The organism is Marinifilum sp. N1E240 (assembly GCF_009295825.1).
GTDB lineage: Bacteria > Bacteroidota > Bacteroidia > Bacteroidales > Marinifilaceae > Marinifilum_A > Marinifilum_A sediminis.
Genome location: NZ_WHKF01000001.1, coordinates 833,909 through 851,387, shown reverse-complemented (window position 1 = coordinate 851,387; position 17,479 = coordinate 833,909). Strand labels below are relative to the sequence as shown.

Here is a 17,479-nt window from a genome sequence, read left to right as displayed (position 1 = left end):
AAACTTGAAACCAATGAAACAAGGAAAAATATGGATTGTTGGCGCCGGACCTGGCGCCGCTGATCTGCTCACAATAAAAGCACTAAGAAGCATCGAAAATGCCGATGTAATTTTAAGTGATGCTCTCATTACAGATGAAGTTCGTTCGCTATTCCCTAAAAAAGCGATAGTCCTGGATGCTGGAAAACGCTCTGGTGATGGGAAAAATCCAGTAACACGTCAAGAGCAAATTCACGATCAAATGTTGATGTACTATTTATTAGGCTATCAGGTGGTGAGATTAAAATCTGGCGATCCTATGGTTTACGGTAGAGGTGTTGAGGAGATCAGATTCTTAATGGAATCGGAAATTGACTTTGAACTGATACCAGGAATTAGCGCTGGAATGGCTGCTGCAAACGAATATTGGATTCCCTTAACAGAACGGGGGAAATCTTCCGGAATTCATTTTCATTCGGCAGTAAAAGTTGGGGGTAAAAAGAGTGGGTTAAATCAAATTATCAAAGAAATTGAGAACAATGATACAGTAGTAATTTACATGGGACTGGAACGATTGAATGAGATGGCGAGTGAATTGAATCAAAAACTTTCAAAAGAGACCCATATAAATGTTGTCTCAAAGGTAAGTTATCAGGATAGTGCTGTTTTGAGCGGAAATACCAGCTTCTTTAGTAGGATTGAAAAATCAGAATTACCAGCCTCTCCCGCCGTCATTATTTTGGGAAATCACACACAGATTCCAGGCAAAATTACTGATCGGAATACTAATTCCATATCTCAACGATTTAAAAGCCTTATTAAACAACCATTTCTCAATCTATTCTAATGAGTTTAGATTATAAAAAAAAGAACTGATATCATTACTAAGCGAATAATTTTGCTATTATTTTATTTCGTGCTTACAGCACTTCTTATTTTAATTATGAATTGACAACTACCATACTAACATCCCTACAGGATTTTAATAGCTCCTATAGGAGCTACAATATGGTAGCAACACATGATCATTCAAAAAATAGCCCCGTAGGTGGCGATATATTGTAAAAAAAGCTCTTTTAACCATACAATATAAATTAAAATAGAGATCTGATTTTTCAGATCTCTATTTTAATTTTGATGCAACACTTCCAATCATTACTAGGTCTTTAAAACAATAGAAAATAAAATCCTTAGTAGGGTTTTTATTTTTTTTCTCTTGAACTGTAACTTGATGCCTATTACCGGCGTCTTATAAACTGATTAACGTATTCACTAAAATCTTATCCTTATGAATAATTTGATAAAAAAACTATCCTTAAGCTTTGTTGCCATAACTCTAGTATTTTCCACTACTGTAAATGCTCAATTCTGGGGCGAAAAAGGTAACGGAGATGTGCAAAAGCAAAAAAGAGAAATCGGAACATTTTCTAAAATATCAGCCAGCAGTGGTATTGATGTTTATATCGTGCAAGGCGATAAAGAATCGGTAACTGTGGAAGCAGATGAAAATTTATTAGAATTAATTGTTACTCGTGTTAAAGGTGACAAGCTGATTATTAAAACGGAAGAGAGCATTCGCAGAGCCAAGAAATTGAATGTATATGTAACCTTGGTAATGGTTGATGAAATAAATGTTTCAAGTGGTTCTGATCTAGAATCTCGCAGTTTAATAAAAGCTGAGAATCTAGATATTTCGGTGAGCAGTGGTGCCGATGCAAAACTTGAATTAAAAGCTGGAGATGTTACCTGTTCGGTAAGTTCAGGTGCTGACGCAGTTCTTTACGGATCAGCTGATTATTTCTACGGAAAAGCAAGTAGCGGAAGCGATCTTAAAGCCAGTGATTTAAAAGCTTTGGAATGTAAAGCTAAAGCTTCGAGCGGTGGCGATGTAAGCGTTTATGCTGTAGAATCGATAGAAGCACATGCCAGTTCGGGTGGTGATGTTAGCTATTACGGAAGTCCGGAAAAATTTAATGTAAGCAGTTCAAGCGGTGGAGACGTTAATCGACGATAAATCGCAAACTATAAGAGACGCAAATTATTGCGTCTCTTTTTTTATATTCTATTTCTTTCTTTTTGCCTCTACTTCTTTCAAGTAATCACCCAAACCTTCAAATGGTTTATAATCTTTCGGAATACCCAACTTTGCAGATGGATCATTTGCTGATAAATCTACCTTCTTACCGCACTCCGGGCAACTTACCGTATGATGATTGGTGATCTCTAAAATCTTTACAATCATCTCTTTTTTACAATTTGGACATTCTATGATTACATCCTGATCGTTAAAATCCATATTTTTATTTTTTATTATCGCGTTTCAAAAATAGCTAAAACTTCCCAAAAGCAAATTCTCAGTTTAGAATTCTTACTGTAGATTACAGGAATGCGTACACAGGCTGTAGAAAGTTCCCTGCAGGTTGCAGGAACATTATTACATACTATATTTTTTTTCATGCAGGTTACAGGAAGGTTTTTACATACTGTATTTTCTTTCCTGCAAGCTGCGGGAAGCTTTTTCAGGGGTGTATTTTTCTTCCTGCAGGCTACAGGAAAGAAAATACACCACATACTTACATTACTTCAAACCTACTGCTCACAATCTTTCATCGAAAGCTGAATGCGTTTTCTAGCCACATCAACCTCGGTAACTTTTACATTTACATGCTGATGCAATTGAACCACATCGGCAGGATTGGATATAAATCGGTTTGCCAATTGTGAAATATGAACCAAGCCATCTTGCTTTACTCCCACATCAACAAAGGCACCAAAATTGGTAATATTGGTAACAATACCAGGCATCTCCATTCCCACTTCCAACTGCTCTACCTTATAAATTCCCTCTTTAAACTGGAATACTTTAATGGCAGTTCTCGGATCTCGACCTGGTTTTTCCAACTCATCAATAATATCTTTCAAAGTAGGCAAGCCAACCTCATCGCTTACATATTTATTCAAATCAATTTGCTTTCGCAATTCCTTATCATCAATCAAATCAGCCACCGAACTTTTTAAATCCTTTGCCATTTGCTTTACAATCTTGTACGATTCGGGATGCACAGCTGAATTATCCAAAGGGTTTTCGGAGTTCGGTATTCTTAAGAAACCAGCACATTGCTCAAACGCCTTGGCTCCCATTCGCTTCACTTTCGTGATTTCCTTACGAGTTGTAAATGCTCCATTCTCGGCACGGTAATCAACAATATTTTGCGCCAATTGCGGTCCCAATCCCGAAACATAGTTCAACAGGTGCTTACTTGCAGTATTCAGGTTTACGCCAACCTTATTCACACAGGATTCCACAACCTGATCCAAACTTTGCTTTAGTAGATTTTGATCCACATCGTGCTGATATTGCCCAACACCTATCGACTTGGCATCAATTTTCACAAGTTCAGCCAAGGGGTCCATCAATCTTCTTCCGATAGAAACCGCTCCACGAACCGTTACATCGTATTGTGGAAATTCCTCACGAGCTACTTTCGATGCAGAGTAAATGGAAGCTCCCGCCTCACTCACCACAAACACCTGAACTTTTCTATCGTAATGCAAATTGGTAACAAATCGCTCGGTTTCTCTGCTGGCAGTTCCATTTCCAATTGCAATAGCTTGTATATTGTAGGTTTCTACCATATTGGTCAGCTTCTTTGCTGCCATCTTTCCCTGATTTTGTGGAGCATGAGGATAGATGGTTTCGTTGTGCAATAAGTTCCCCTGTGCATCTAAACAAACAATCTTGCAACCGGTTCTGTAACCCGGATCTACAGCCAAAACTCTTTTCTGCCCCAATGGCGAAGCCAACAATAGCTGTCGCAGATTTTCAGAGAAAACACGAATGGCTTCCTTATCTGCCGCTTCTTTCGAAGATTTCGAAAACTCTGTTTCAATCGACGACCCCAGCAATCTTTTGTAAGCATCTTTCACTGCCACTTCAACTTGTTCGGATGCCTGGGTATTTCCCTTCACAAAAATTCTATCCAGTCTATCCAATACATCTTCTTCGTTTGGAGCAATTTCCAATCTTAAAATTCCCTCAGCTTCTCCTCTTCTTAAAGCCAAAATACGGTGCGAAACACATCTTTTCAATTGCTCTTCCGACTGAAAGTAATCTTTAAACTTCTCTCCTTCTGTCTCTTTTCCTTTAATAACTTTTGAACGAATTATAGCCTGACGTTGGAAAATTCCACGAACCGAATTACGAGCCACTTCATTTTCATTCACCCATTCGGCAATAATATCTCGAGCTCCCTGCAAAGCTTCATCCTCATTGGCAACCTCGTCGTTCACAAATTGTGCTGCTCTGCCATCAACATCGCGCTCCACTTGTTTCATAAGGATTTTAGCCAAAGGTTCTAATCCTTTTTCTCGAGCTTTTACCGCTCTTGTTTTGCGCTTTTGTTTGTATGGCAAATACAAATCTTCCAACTGATTCAACTCTGTACAGGCTTCAATTCTTGCACGAAGTTCATCGGTTAATTTCTCCTGTTTATCTATGGCTTCCAGGATACTTTCCCGTCGTTTATCCAACTCGCTTAAACGTGCCAATTCTTCTTTTACATTTGCAATTTGCACCTCATCCAAACTACCAGTCATCTCTTTACGATAACGGGCAATAAAAGGTAAAGTAGCTCCTTCGCTTAGCAATTGCACTGTATTTTCAACTTGAAAAGCCTGCAATTGCAAGCTTTTCGTGATTTGTGCTATATATTTTTTCATGTTTATTTTAGATATGAGATTTAAGTTATAAAATGTGAAAGAACATCATCTTATCATTCTTAAACTAGAATTTCAAATCAGTAAATTATTCATTACTAATTCTTCATTTATTATTGTATCTCTCGAATTCCTGTGTCGATCTCTCTACACAATCTTCCAATGACAATCCATTAAAGTAATTTCCGGTAAGATAAATACTTTCCTTTTCGGCAAGCCTTTTTATCTCCTCAATTCTTTTCCCATGTCCCAATTCCAAAACTGGCAATTGATGATTGGCTTCCTTGCTTTCTCCCAATTGTTCTACGCCCAATAATTCAGACATAAATTGTTCCTGATTTTCCTTTGATCCATCCTTCTCTTCAAAATGGAAAGAGAATCCTCTTGATTCAGTATGTGACAACACATCGCGAGTTACCATTGCCAAACAAGATCCCTGTAAAGGAATAATAAAAGATACCGGATCGAATGTTACTTGCTCTTTTGGCAACACAACTGTTCTTGAAGTGATATTTTTTGTCTGATATTCTTTTAGTAGAGTCGAAAGTTCTGAACTGACATTGCTAAGCATCTCACCAGCAGCTGTAGGAGCCACGGCAAATGCAATATCCTTGGCGGTAAATTCCATTCCCGAATCTGTTTTTACCTGATATTCCCCGTCTTTTATAATATCAGAAACTTTCTGATTGGATAGAACAGTCATGTTATCGGACTGCGTTAGGGCTTGCATAAAGCTTTGCATTCCCTTTTTAAGAACGAAGCTTTTAGGATGTTCTTTACTCTTGGTTTTTCTTCTTTTTAGGAAAAATTCAGCGGAGAAATCATCTGCTTTTTGCACGATTACCGCACTAAACATTCTATTAAATACTTTCTCATAATTCTTTTTTCCTACAATCTTTCCGAAGTATTCTTTTACCGTTTTGCCATCGCGTTTCGAGAAAAACAAATTTGGACCAGAACATAACAGCTCAAATTTGTTTACTCTTGACATGATTTTTTCTTGCTTGTCGGTAAACACTTTCATGCCGATTTTATCGCGAGCAACAATATCCTTTTCCAATCCCGATTGTTGAATCAGTCGAATCAAATTGGTGTAAGTGGCATAAAAAGTATGCGCCCCCATTTCTACCCAGAAATCATTCTTATCATGATAGTAAGTATTCAGACAACCACCTATTCGGTTTTCGGCTTCCAAAACAAGAACTTTTTTACCCGATTGGGCAACTTGATAGGCGAGGCTTAATCCGCTAATGCCTGCGCCTACAACAATCATGTCGTAAGATTCAGCTTGGGTCATACTTGGTTAGTTTAGGCTTTCTATTTCTTATTATTGTCTCTTCTTTTTTTGAAGAACTTTCTTTTTCCTTTTGGTTTCGATTTTGAGTAAGTTTTTGGCTTGTAATCAGGAGCTTCTCCCAATTCAGCAGGAACCGGAATTTTATAAACTTCCGATTCAATCAAATCTTCAATCTTCTTAAAATCGTTTTGATCTTTCTGAGTAATAAATGTTAAAGCAACACCTTCCGATTCTGCTCTGGCAGTTCTACCTACTCTGTGCACGTAATCTTCTGCATCATTTGGCACATCAAAATTGATTACCAAATCGATAGAATCGATATCAATACCACGAGCAATAATATCAGTCGCAACTAAAATTTGATGCTTTCTGTTTTTAAACTCGCGCAACACCTCTTCTCTTTCATTCTGCTCCAAATCCGATTGAATTCCAGCAGCTCTGAATTTATGCTTTTTTAGATCTTTTGCAATCGCTTTCACATTCACTTTCGTAGATGAAAAAATGATTACACTCTTCAAATCCTTACCTTCTAACAGGTGATTGATCAAAGGAATTTTTTGGTTTTCATGCAACATATAAGCTGCTTGCAAAACTCCTTCTGCAGGTTTCGAAATGGCAATATTAATGCTTTCTGGTTCTTCCAATATCTCTTCTGCCAATTCCCTAATTTTAGGAGGCATAGTAGCCGAAAACATCAAATTCTGACGCTCTTTTGGCAGATGGCTTACAATTTGCATCAAATCTTCAAAAAAGCCCATATCCAGCATGCGATCCGCCTCATCCAAGATCAAATGTTTCAATTTCGAGGTATCAACATATCCCAAATTCAGGTGAGAAATCATTCTACCTGGTGTGGCAATTACCACATCAGCACCTTCCATTAAGCCTTTTTTCTGCTGATCCCAAACCGATGAATCACCACCTCCGTAAACCGAAAGTGAGGTTACCGATACAAAATATCCGAAACCTTCCATTTGTTGATCAATCTGCATTGCCAATTCCCTCGTAGGCACCAATATAAGTGTACTAAATCCTTCAATTTTATTTTTTTGGATATTGTCCATTACTGGTAACAAATAGGCAGCAGTTTTCCCTGTTCCTGTTTGTGCACAGACGATCATGTCTTTATTGTCGATGATCTTAGGTATGGATAGTTCCTGAACTGGTGATGGTGTTTCGAAGCCCATGGCATCCAAACCATCCATTATTTCAGGAGAAAAGTCAAATTCAGAAAATTTCAACTAGTTTCGATTTTAAAATTAATATTGGAGAGACATAGAATGCTCTCCCTATAAAACGACATTGAAGATACGAAAAAGTATCTACTCAACATACAATACCAATCCTTTAAGATATTCTCCTTCGGGATGGAATATATTAACAGGATGATCGGCTGGTTGAGTTAACTGATGCAAAACACGAACAGTTCTACCAGCATTTGCAGCAGCTACGAAAACTGTTTTTCTAAAGTCTTCCTTACTAACAGCTTGTGAGCAAGAAAAAGTAAATAGAATTCCTCCTGGCTTAATCTGCTCAAAACCTTTTCTATTTAATCTCTTATATCCTTTCAAGGCATTATCCAACACTTTTTTATGCTTTGCAAATGCCGGTGGATCCAATACAATTAAATCATATTTCTGCGAGGTTTCGTCCATATATTTAAAGGCATCTTCGGCAAAAGCGTCATGACGATTATCACCAGGAAAATTCATCTCTACGTTCTCCTTTGTGATCTCAATAGCTCTTGCAGAACTATCAACCGAGTGAACCAATTCAGCGCCTCCACGCATTGCGTAGAACGAAAATCCACCTGTATAGCAAAACATATTTAATACAGAGCGACCTTTTGAATAGTGTTCCAATAAACTTCTATTCTCTCTTTGATCGATAAAAAATCCTGTTTTTTGACCTTTCAACCAATCTACATTGAATTTTAATCCATTCTCGAGAGCTGTGAATGATTCTGTTTCACCGAATAAATATCCATTTTCAGGCTCAATTCCCGATTTAAATGGAATGGTACCTTCCGATTTATCGAAAACAGCTTTTAAATCAGCTCCAAAAATAGTTTGTAAAGCTTCAGCAATTTCCTCTCTGTGCAAATACATTCCTACCGAATGGCACTGTATAACAGCTGTTCCAGCATAAAAATCAATAATTAATCCTGGTAATCCGTCTCCTTCACCATGCACCAATCTAAATACATTGTTATTTTCGTTTCCGTACAGATCAATTGCCTTACGCAGATCGCAAGCCGATTTTATTTTCTCAATCCAATAATCCAGATTAATTTCTCTCTCTTCGAAAGACAAAATTCTTACAACTATAGATCCAATTGCAATATGTCCTACAGCCAAGAACTCATCTTGAGCATCGTAAACCGAAACCAAGTCTCCTTCCTCTAATCCTTCATCTACTCTACTAACAGCACCCGAAAAAATCCAAGGATGAAAACGTTTAATAGAATGTTCCTTTCCTTTTTTTAGGTATACTTTAGGATAATTTATCATGTGGTAATGTATTTTATTCTGATCAAGTTGAAATACAAAGAAAATTGCATTTCATTAATTCGAATCCCCTTTTTACTATAGGAATTTACTTCGATTCTACTCTTCTGATTTTGAAGCCTTCAATTTTTCAAAAATCTTTAAAGAAACCCACGCATCGGTAGCAGCATATCTCAATTGTCCCGGGCTCAATTCTGAAGCTTCCCAATTGGATACTTGCTGACGTTTAGAAATTCTGAAATTTAAAACTATGGCTGATAATTTCTTTAATGAAAAACTCTCAATTCCAAAGTTTGAAACGTAATCTTGTAATTCTAGAAATCCATTGGCATCAAAATCGTTCAGCTTTTGCAAGCCACGAATATCATCTTTTATAGCTGCGCCAACTTTCATAATTTCCGGATCTTTTAGTAAATCCGTCAATTCAGAGGGAAGACCAATCTTATTAATTCTAAAAAGAAAAGTTTTTGAATTTGCAGCCAACTGCAATAATGCAACATCGTTTACCTTCCCTTTCTTAAAGGACGGTCGGGTTTCTGTATCGAAACCAAGTATATCATACTTTTTTAAGTATTGCACTGCCTCCATCAGATCTTCATATTGATCAATCAATATAATTTCACCTTCGAAAGCCTTTAGTGGCATTTTATTCGCTTCTTCGCTCGTAATTGATTTTTGAAATGGCAACATTTATAACTCTTTTTCTTGGGAAATTTGTCTATTCCCTTGATTACTCATTCTCCTCACCCCATTCTCTCTGACGCTGCGAGAAAATAGATCCACTCATGTCAATATTATCTACATTTGAGGCAGAGATATTATCATCATCTCTTAAACTCTCCTTGTCGGCAACCAATCGGTGAATCGATCTAAGTGTATTCACTAATTTTTGTCCCCAATATTGATAAAAATGGTTGTTTAAATCCCAAAGTGAATCGTTCATCACTTCAAGTGTTCCTATTTTATAGGATGTTATAAAATCCTTAAGATCCTGATAAATATCGGCAAAATTTTCAGAAATAGAAGAAACCAATGGTGTATCGCTGTACTCCATATCATCTTCGAACACTTCTAAAAATTCATTGTGAGCTCCCATTCTTGTTTTTACTGATGAATGAATAAACTCCCAATCGGATTCGGTTACAAACTTTTCAACTTCCTCGTCTAGCTCGACCTCATTTTTAGGCAACATACTTGCCTTAAGATATAATAATGGTAATATTTTTTGAGCCGTTTCAACAAACTCCAGCTTTTCAACTTTAGCAGAATTTTCGACCAACAAACAAAACTCATTTGCTACCGTTACAAACTCAATTACATTTTTAGAATATACTACGTGTTCAAATTTATCTTCCATCTCTATGTTTTCCTATAACCTTGCAAAAGTAACAAGATTTTATGAATATAAGAGCTGACACGCCGGAATTCAACAAAAACCATCTCACTATCACTTACTTTTACATCAGGAATGAATCCATTTTATTTGATTGCCATCTACACTTTCAACTTCTTCGTTATCCTTTAAAAAGCGAATCACTTCCAAAACTTTATCATCTGGATAGGATAGTGCTTTTACAATCTCATTCACTTCAACACTCTTTTTATCTATCAGTTTAATTATATCATTATAAATTGCCTTAAACTCCTCTTTTTTCAATCCTTCATCCTCTTTCGATTTACAGATATCGCACTTACCACATTCAGGAGCTTGTCCTTGTCCGAAATACTCTAATAAAAATTTTGATCTGCAAATATTTTCCGTTTCGGCATAATGGATTACCGAATGTATCTTTTTTTCAAGATTATCTTTCCGCTTATCGTAAACATCCTTTGTAATCTTTATAAAATTGGTTGGCAATCGCTCTTGTGTAAATATTATAAAAGGTGTCTTTTTTCGAGGAATATAATTGATGATTTTGTGACGAGACAATTCTTTAAGATATTCAATTATCAGTTCCTTTTTAATTTTTGTTCTACTTGCCAACGAATCAAAATTGATAGGCACATAATCAGTAAATAAACCTGTAAAAGACCGCAGCAATAGTTTTATAAAGGCATCAAAATCCTTATTGTTCACCTGAAACTTATACAACTCATCTCTATGAACTACAAAGTGAATTCTGGATTCATGTTCCAAATCATCAGTTAACTCTAGATAACCAGCACGCTGCAATATCTTTAATGCATTGAATGCCTGTAGCACATTAAATTTAAAGTTCTGACAAAATAAGCCTAAGTCAAAATCAAAAACAGCATCTTTTCCTGCTCCTTCGGCAACTTGTAAAAAATTCCCTAAAGCCTGATAAACCCGAATTATCATTTCCTTTTTAGGGAAAGCAGTCGTTATTCTCTTTAAAAGTTGAACTCTATCCGGATTCGAATACAAAAGAACAGCAAATGCCTTTTTACCATCTCTTCCAGCTCTACCCGCTTCCTGAAAATAGGCTTCCAAAGAATCGGGTAAGTCCATGTGTACAACTGTTCTTACATCAGCTTTATCAATTCCCATTCCAAAAGCATTGGTGGCAACCATAACCTGAACTGTGCCTTTTCGCCAGCGCTCCTGTCTAAAATCTTTTACCTCATTTCGCAATCCCGCATGATAAAATTCCGCTTTAATTCTATTGTTCTTTAAGAATTCTGCAATCTCTTTGCATTTTTTCCTGCTGCGAACATATACAACCGAACTTCCTTTTTGCTTGCTTAATATTTTTAAAAGATATCTGTTTTTATCTTCGGTTTCACGAACCAGATAAATCAAATTCTTACGCTCAAAACTCTTACGAAAGACATTTTTCTCAGAAAAACCCAATCTTTCCTGAATATCATCTACTACATCAGTGGTTGCTGTTGCTGTTAATGCCAAAATTGGAACATCAGGAAGTAATTCTCTTAATTCTGCTATTTTTAAATAGGATGGTCTAAAATCATATCCCCATTGCGAAATACAGTGCGATTCATCAACTGCGATGAGACAGACATTCATCTGAACTGCCTTTTTTCGAAACAAATCAGAACCAATTCTCTCCGGAGATATGTACAGAAATTTCACATTTCCAAACAAACATTTGTCAAGAATGATCTGAATTTCTTTACTGCTAAGACCAGAATATAACAATTCCGCCTTTATTCCTTTTTCTTTTAAATTAAGAACCTGATCCTTCATTAAAGCAATCAGAGGCGAAACCACAATACAAATCCCTTCGGTTGCCATAGTTGGAACCTGAAAAGTAAGAGATTTACCTCCTCCTGTTGGCATTAATCCTAATGTATCTTTCCCTTCAGAAACAGATTTAATAATCTCATCCTGCAAAGGTCTAAACTCAGAATACCCCCAATATTTTTTTAGAATCTCGTTAAAACGATCCATATTATTATCAGACAATGAATTTGACTTAAAATTGATATTTATGACAGACAAAAAACAAATTAAAAATAGTAACTTTTATAAGGAAATGCGTAATTAACACTTTTTAGAATTTTAATAAAGTTCTATTCCGCTATTTTTTTGTAATTTCGCATGCAATTTAAATCTAAAATTATTGCATAATGTCATTCGTATCTGATAAAATTATTTCTGACGGTCTAACGTTTGATGACGTTCTTTTGGTTCCTTCTTATTCTGAAGTACTTCCACGAGACGTGAGTTTAAAAACAAAATTCTCTCGTTCAATTACGCTTAACGCTCCAATGGTATCTGCTGCGATGGATACTGTTACTGAATCGGCTCTTGCAATTTCAATTGCTCGTGAAGGTGGTATTGGTGTAATTCACAAGAACATGAGTATTAAATCTCAGGCTAAACAGGTTTTAACTGTTAAAAGAGCTGAGAATGGTATGATTTACGATCCAATTACAATTGCTCCGTACAAAACAGTGCAAGATGCGCTTGCATTGATGAAGGAATTTAAAATTGGTGGCATTCCAGTTGTTGACAATGATAAATCTCTTTTGGGTATTGTTACCAATCGTGATTTGCGTTTCGAACTGGATATGGATCGTCCTATTTCAGAGGTAATGACAAGTGAAAACATTGTTACCACTTCTGATTCTACAGACCTGGAAAAAGCAGCGGAAATTCTTCAAGCTTATAAAATTGAAAAACTTCCTGTTGTTGATTCAAAAAACAAATTAATTGGCTTGGTTACATACAAAGACATTACCAAGGCTAAAGACAAACCATTGGCTTGTAAAGATGAAAAAGGTAGACTTCGTGTAGCTGCTGCTGTTGGTGTTGCTGGAGATACTCTAGAAAGAATTGAAGCTTTGGTTCAAGCAAGTGCAGATGCAATTATCATCGATACAGCTCACGGTCATTCGAAAGGTGTGGTTCAGGTTTTAAAAACTGCTAAGAAAATGTTTCCTGACATGCAATTTATTGTTGGTAACATTGCTACTCCTGAAGCTGCTTTAATGTTAGTTGAAGCTGGTGCTGATGGTGTTAAAGTAGGTATCGGACCGGGATCAATTTGTACCACTCGTGTTATTGCTGGTGTTGGTGTTCCTCAGTTGAGCGCTATTTATGAAGTTTCAAAAGCATTAAAAGGAACAGGTGTTCCAGTAATTGCTGATGGTGGTCTTCGTTACTCTGGTGATATTGTAAAAGCTATTGCAGCTGGTGCTGACAGTATTATGGCTGGATCATTACTTGCGGGTGTTGAGGAATCTCCAGGAGAAACTATCATTTACAATGGTCGTAAGTTCAAATCATACCGAGGTATGGGTTCTGTTGAAGCGATGCAACAAGGTTCAAAAGATCGTTACTTCCAAGATGCTGAAGATGATATCAAAAAATTAGTTCCTGAAGGAATTGTTGCAAGAGTCCCATATAAAGGTACTCTTTACGAAGTAATTTACCAGTTAATTGGTGGATTAAGAGCAGGTATGGGCTATTGTGGTTCGGCTAATATCGAACAATTACACAATGCCAAATTTGTAAAAATTACTGCTTCAGGTATGGCTGAAAGTCATCCTCACGATGTTGCAATTACTCGTGAAGCTCCAAACTATAGTAGATAATTACATCTAATATTTTCAGGTAACCCGTATTTTCGGGTTACCTTTTTTTTTAAGATCATTGCATTTTATTTAATACCGTTGAATGAGAAAAGGTCTTTTATATCTGATAATTCTTTTGTGTTGCTCATTATTAGGAAATGGACAATCGGTTAATTCAGATACCCTTTTTACATTAAACAATATTCCTTTCCCTTCAAAAACCTTCATCAAGCTATATCAAAACGGCAAACTCCTTGATGAACATCACAATATTCCTCCAATTGATGAAGCATTAAATTTATATATTGAATTTCATGTTAAAGCACTGGAGGCACACAAGCTACAAATTGATACAATTCCAGAAGTTCAACTCGAATTGGAATCATATAAAAATCAAGCTTACGATAGCTATCTATATCCTGTTAATATCACTCCGGAACTACTACAAGAAACCTTTAATAGAATTCAACATTTTGTAAAAGCAAGGCACATTTTAGTTAAAATTGAAGGTCACGCCACTCCAAAAGACACATTGGAGGCATACAACGAAGCTAAAAGTATTTATAAATCACTAAAAAAAGGGAAAGAATTCAACAAACTCGCCGATCAGCATTCCGACGATCTTTCAGTAAGGAAAAACGATGGTGAAACAGGATATTTCACAACGTTTGACATGGACTATCCATTCGAATCTTCGGTTTACAATACTCCTAAAGGAGAATTTTCGAAACCTGTAAGAACAAAGTACGGGTACCATATCATTCAACACTTGGATAAAATTAAGAACCCTGGAAAGTTAAAAGTTCGCCATTTGATGCTAGAATTCAGCAAGAATTCTAAATCCGAGGAACTTAAAAAAAAGGCTGATTCAATTTATTTGCAATTGTTAAAAGGAGAAGATTTTCCCCAATTAATTCACAAATATTCTAATGATATCACCTCCAAAAAAAATAAAGGAGAACTTCCTTGGTTTGGACAATTTGAGACTCATAAAAAAATAGAAAAAGCTGCCTTTCAGCTTAAAATGAAAAATGAATATAGTAAGCCTATCAAAACGGAATTTGGCTACCATATCATTCAACTATTAGACAAAAAAGATTATTCTTCTTTTGATACATGCAAAGAGGAATTGCTTGCTCTACTTTACAATGATGATCGCTCAAGAATATCAAAACACGAACTAATCGAAAAACTTAAAAAGGAATATCAATTCACTGAATACATAGAACGTCTTGCTAATTTTCACTCAATTCTTGATTACGCTTATGCCGATTTATGGCAACCCTTATTTACAATAGATGGATTAGACTATTCACAAGAAAGCTTTGCAGATTTTCTTAGCAAACAAGCGTCGAAGGATATTTATGAAAATTTTAAAGAATACATCAATCGATTATATGTTAGTTTTACAAACAATAGTATCTTAGCACATTACAAAAAAAGCTTACAGGAAGACAATCCTGAATTAAAATCATTACTAAAACAATACGAAGATGGAGTATTGGTGTACTTCATTACAAAATATAAAATATGGGATCAATCGACGAAAAACATTAAAGGTTTAGCCCTATATTTTAAACAAAACTCTGAAAAATATGGTAAAAATGCTGACTTAAGCGAAATAAAGACTAATGTTCTTAAAGATTACAGAATGGAACTGGAAAAAATCTGGTTGAATGAATTGAAGAAAAACTATTCATTATCAATTAAAAAGTCAACATTTTTAAAAATTGCAAATAACAAAAATGAATAAATACCTATTACTACTAATTGCATTTACTGGGATTATTGCCTGTAACAACACTGATAACGATCAGCCTGCAGCAAAAGTAAATGACAATATTCTTTATTTTAGTGAAATTTCGGCAATAGTGCCTAACAATAGCAATAAAGAAGATAGCCTATTAATTGCGGACAATTATATTCATCAGTGGGTAAAAAAACAATTGATTATTTCAAAAGCAGAATTAAATTTAAGCGAAGAAGATAAGGATGTTAGCAAAATGGTGGAAGACTATCGATCATCGCTAATTATTCACAAATACCAACAACAATTAATCGAACAAAAGCTAGATACAATTGTAACCTCTTTTCAAATTGACAATTACTATCGTAAATTTTCAAATAACTTTATTTTAAACAGAAATATTATAAAAGCTCTGTTCATTAAAATTCCTAAACCAGTACCGGATTTTAAAAAAATTCAAAAGCTATATAAATCACAAAAAGAGGAAGATTGGGAAGAATTGGAAGACTACTGCTTTCAGAATGCAACAAATTTTGATAATTTTAGCGATCAATGGATAAATGCAAATGATCTATTGAGTAGAATGCCTGTGAGTTCAAAAAACGAAGACAACCTTCTTAAACACAGAAAACACATTGAATCAGAAGATTCTACGCACTATTATTTTGCAAAAATAAAAGAAGTTGAATTTAAGAATACTGTTGCTCCTCTGCCTTTTGTAAGAGACGACATTAAAAAGATTTTAATAAATAAGCGTAAAATAGAGTTCATTCGAAATCTCGAAGAAAATATTTATCGGGATGCAGAATCAAAAAACAAATTCAAAATATATTAAACCATAAAATATGCGTTACATTTTTAGAAAAGTTTACACGGTTCTGGCAATATTGTTAATGGGTGTTATTTCCACAAATGCTCAGGATAATGTTGTTGATAAAATAATTGCCGTGGTTGGTAATCAAGTTGTGCTCAAATCTGATGTTGAACAAAGATTCATCAGTTTGCAGGCACAGGGTTATACATCAGGAAGTGTTGATTTAAAAACAGAAATTTTTGAAGATTTGTTGATTCAAAAGTTGATGATTGCGCAAGCTCAAATTGATAGTATTGAAGTTACCGATCAGGAAGTTGAAAATGATTTGGATCGTAAAATGGAAATGTACATTCAAAGAATTGGTACCAAAGAAAAATTGGAGCAGTATTTCAACAAAACGATTCTTGAAATGAAAAATGATCTTCGTGACGATACACGAAACGAAAAGATCAAAGATAAAATGCAGGCTGAAATCACGAAAGATATTCACATTACTCCTGCCGAAGTACGTAACTTTTACAGCAAGTTAAACAAAGACAGTTTACCAATTATTCCAGGTGAATTAGAAGTTCAGCAAATTGTAAAATATCCTAAAATTTCTGATGACGAAAAAGATAGAATACGCGAAAAATTAAGAGGATATCGTGACAGAGTGCTTAATGGTGATAATTTTTCTACATTGGCTGTACTTTATTCAGAAGATAAGGGTACCGCGCAACGAGGTGGAGAGTTAGGATATACTCCAAGAGCAAACTTAGTTCCTGAGTTTGCCAATGTGGCATTTAATCTTAAAACGGATAAGGTTTCTAAAATTGTTGAAACTGAATACGGTTTCCATATCATTCAGTTAATTGATAGAAAAGGAGAACGTATCAATGTTCGCCATATCCTGTTAAAGCCAAAAATTGATGAAGAAAAAAGAGAACATGCAACTGCACAATTGGATAGTATAGCAGATTTGATTCGCAAAGAAAAAATGGAATTCGATGAAGCAGCTTTTTACTTCTCTGATGATAAAGATACCAGGAACAACGGTGGATTGTTAGTAAATCCCTACACCGCAGCTTCAAAATTTGAAAAAGACAACTTACCTCCTGCAATAAGCCAACAGGTAAATAAGTTAAAAATTAACGAAATTTCAGCCCCTTTCTTAGATGTTTCGGGTGGTAAAGATGCCTATAAAATCATTAAGATTAAATCAGAAACCAAATCACACGCAGCTAACATTTCTGATGACTGGAGCCAATTTGAAGGTATGCTAACTCAGAAAAAACAGCAATCAGTGCTTAATAAGTGGATAAAAGAAAAACAAGCTAATACTTACGTTCATATCGACGACGACTATAAAAATGCTAATTTTAGATTTAAAGGTTGGCAAAAATAAACGGTTGAAAGTTTACAATTCAGACACAGCTTTTTGC

The 17,479-nt window shown here is 35.5% G+C and carries 14 protein-coding genes; 6 read left to right on the top strand and 8 right to left on the bottom strand.

What is annotated here, in order from left to right; all coding sequences use genetic code 11:
* Nucleotides 1-13 precede the first annotated feature (13 nt).
* Nucleotides 14-826, top strand: a complete 813-nt coding sequence (gene cobA / locus GCQ56_RS03625) for a uroporphyrinogen-III C-methyltransferase (RefSeq protein ID WP_152733017.1) — start codon at nt 14-16, stop codon at nt 824-826.
* A 441-nt stretch (nt 827-1,267) separates the two neighbouring features.
* Nucleotides 1,268-1,993: a head GIN domain-containing protein gene (locus GCQ56_RS03620; protein WP_152733016.1), complete on the top strand. Its 726-nt coding sequence runs from the start codon at nt 1,268-1,270 to the stop codon at nt 1,991-1,993.
* 48 nt (nt 1,994-2,041) lie between these two features.
* Here the strand turns inward: GCQ56_RS03620 and GCQ56_RS03615 are convergent, their stop codons facing one another.
* From GCQ56_RS03615 to GCQ56_RS03580, 8 genes are all read right to left on the bottom strand, one after another.
* Nucleotides 2,042-2,275, bottom strand: coding sequence for a hypothetical protein (locus GCQ56_RS03615; RefSeq protein WP_152733015.1), 234 nt, complete (start codon nt 2,273-2,275; stop codon nt 2,042-2,044).
* A gap of 293 nt (nt 2,276-2,568) precedes the next feature.
* Nucleotides 2,569-4,698, bottom strand: a complete 2,130-nt coding sequence (locus GCQ56_RS03610) for a Tex family protein (RefSeq protein WP_152733014.1) — start codon at nt 4,696-4,698, stop codon at nt 2,569-2,571.
* Nucleotides 4,699-4,801: 103 nt separating this feature from the next.
* Nucleotides 4,802-5,992 carry an NAD(P)/FAD-dependent oxidoreductase gene (locus GCQ56_RS03605; RefSeq protein WP_152733013.1) on the bottom strand — a complete coding sequence of 397 codons (1,191 nt, stop codon included), beginning with the start codon at nt 5,990-5,992 and terminating at the stop codon, nt 4,802-4,804.
* Between the two features lie 20 nt (nt 5,993-6,012).
* A complete protein-coding gene (locus tag GCQ56_RS03600; protein ID WP_152733012.1) occupies nt 6,013-7,233 on the bottom strand; it encodes a DEAD/DEAH box helicase in 1,221 nt (406 codons plus the stop codon).
* 81 nt (nt 7,234-7,314) lie between these two features.
* Nucleotides 7,315-8,502, bottom strand: a complete 1,188-nt coding sequence (locus GCQ56_RS03595) for a class I SAM-dependent rRNA methyltransferase (RefSeq protein WP_152733011.1) — start codon at nt 8,500-8,502, stop codon at nt 7,315-7,317.
* A 96-nt stretch (nt 8,503-8,598) separates the two neighbouring features.
* Nucleotides 8,599-9,189, bottom strand: a complete 591-nt coding sequence (locus GCQ56_RS03590; protein ID WP_152733010.1) for a 3'-5' exonuclease — start codon at nt 9,187-9,189, stop codon at nt 8,599-8,601.
* A gap of 40 nt (nt 9,190-9,229) precedes the next feature.
* A complete protein-coding gene (locus tag GCQ56_RS03585; protein ID WP_152733009.1) occupies nt 9,230-9,856 on the bottom strand; it encodes a DUF5063 domain-containing protein in 627 nt (208 codons plus the stop codon).
* Nucleotides 9,857-9,961: 105 nt separating this feature from the next.
* Nucleotides 9,962-11,884 (bottom strand): ATP-dependent DNA helicase RecQ, encoded by a 1,923-nt coding sequence (locus GCQ56_RS03580; RefSeq protein WP_227005979.1) that lies wholly within the window; start codon nt 11,882-11,884, stop codon nt 9,962-9,964.
* A 164-nt stretch (nt 11,885-12,048) separates the two neighbouring features.
* On the opposite strand from GCQ56_RS03580, the gene guaB reads away from it, so the two are divergent.
* The 4 genes from guaB to GCQ56_RS03560 all read left to right on the top strand — a co-directional run bounded on the left by guaB (nt 12,049) and on the right by GCQ56_RS03560 (nt 17,442).
* Entirely contained in the window at nt 12,049-13,518 is a 1,470-nt protein-coding gene (guaB, locus tag GCQ56_RS03575; protein ID WP_152733008.1) for an IMP dehydrogenase, read from the top strand.
* 82 nt (nt 13,519-13,600) lie between these two features.
* Nucleotides 13,601-15,250: a peptidylprolyl isomerase gene (locus tag GCQ56_RS03570; RefSeq protein WP_152733007.1), complete on the top strand. Its 1,650-nt coding sequence runs from the start codon at nt 13,601-13,603 to the stop codon at nt 15,248-15,250.
* Entirely contained in the window at nt 15,243-16,079 is an 837-nt protein-coding gene (locus GCQ56_RS03565; protein ID WP_152733006.1) for a peptidyl-prolyl cis-trans isomerase, read from the top strand. The genes GCQ56_RS03570 and GCQ56_RS03565 overlap by 8 nt, the downstream gene beginning before the upstream one ends.
* A 10-nt stretch (nt 16,080-16,089) precedes the next feature.
* Nucleotides 16,090-17,442: a peptidylprolyl isomerase gene (locus GCQ56_RS03560; RefSeq protein WP_227005978.1), complete on the top strand. Its 1,353-nt coding sequence runs from the start codon at nt 16,090-16,092 to the stop codon at nt 17,440-17,442.
* Nucleotides 17,443-17,479: the final 37 nt, after the last annotated feature.

Excerpts from the sequence above, each read along its gene's own strand:
- cobA (WP_152733017.1), top strand. The coding sequence starts at position 14 with ATGAAACAAGGAAAAATATGGATTGTTGGCGCCGGACCTGGCGCCGCT.
- GCQ56_RS03620 (WP_152733016.1), top strand. The coding sequence starts at position 1,268 with ATGAATAATTTGATAAAAAAACTATCCTTAAGCTTTGTTGCCATAACT.
- GCQ56_RS03615 (WP_152733015.1), bottom strand. The coding sequence starts at position 2,275 with ATGGATTTTAACGATCAGGATGTAATCATAGAATGTCCAAATTGTAAA.
- GCQ56_RS03610 (WP_152733014.1), bottom strand. The coding sequence starts at position 4,698 with ATGAAAAAATATATAGCACAAATCACGAAAAGCTTGCAATTGCAGGCT.
- GCQ56_RS03605 (WP_152733013.1), bottom strand. The coding sequence starts at position 5,992 with ATGACCCAAGCTGAATCTTACGACATGATTGTTGTAGGCGCAGGCATT.
- GCQ56_RS03595 (WP_152733011.1), bottom strand. The coding sequence starts at position 8,502 with ATGATAAATTATCCTAAAGTATACCTAAAAAAAGGAAAGGAACATTCT.
- GCQ56_RS03590 (WP_152733010.1), bottom strand. The coding sequence starts at position 9,189 with ATGTTGCCATTTCAAAAATCAATTACGAGCGAAGAAGCGAATAAAATG.
- GCQ56_RS03585 (WP_152733009.1), bottom strand. The coding sequence starts at position 9,856 with ATGGAAGATAAATTTGAACACGTAGTATATTCTAAAAATGTAATTGAG.
- guaB (WP_152733008.1), top strand. The coding sequence starts at position 12,049 with ATGTCATTCGTATCTGATAAAATTATTTCTGACGGTCTAACGTTTGAT.
- GCQ56_RS03570 (WP_152733007.1), top strand. The coding sequence starts at position 13,601 with ATGAGAAAAGGTCTTTTATATCTGATAATTCTTTTGTGTTGCTCATTA.
- GCQ56_RS03565 (WP_152733006.1), top strand. The coding sequence starts at position 15,243 with ATGAATAAATACCTATTACTACTAATTGCATTTACTGGGATTATTGCC.
- GCQ56_RS03560 (WP_227005978.1), top strand. The coding sequence starts at position 16,090 with ATGCGTTACATTTTTAGAAAAGTTTACACGGTTCTGGCAATATTGTTA.